The 248-nt window shown below is 44.4% G+C and carries 1 protein-coding gene; it reads left to right on the top strand.

Annotated elements, in window-relative coordinates:
• Window positions 1-193 (top strand): Mor transcription activator family protein (locus R0J87_RS23195; protein ID WP_498889315.1); only part of this gene is annotated, 193 nt, incomplete at its 5' end.
• Between the last annotated feature and the right edge of the window lie 55 nt (window positions 194-248).

The following is a 248-nucleotide window of genomic DNA, read 5'->3' as shown; positions in this document are numbered from 1 at the left end:
GCAAGTTTACCTGCCTCGTGGCGATCGCCTGCGTCTACAGATTCGTGACATGAAAATATGGAATGAATTCAATGGCCGTAATGTCAAAACGCTGGCTCGTAAATATGACGTGACCGAAAAAACCATCTACGAAGTCTGTGCTAAGATCCGTAAACTAGAAATTGCTAACCGACAACCGGATTTGTTTGGTTAGGGATTATCTAAGAGCGATTACTGATCTTGATAGCGGCCTAAGGGCCGCTTTTTAG

The organism is Halomonas sp. SIMBA_159, assembly GCF_046536035.1.
GTDB lineage: Bacteria > Pseudomonadota > Gammaproteobacteria > Pseudomonadales > Halomonadaceae > Vreelandella > Vreelandella venusta_A.
The sequence above is the reverse complement of the archived record's forward strand: the minus strand, read 5'-3'. Positions and strand labels throughout refer to the sequence as shown.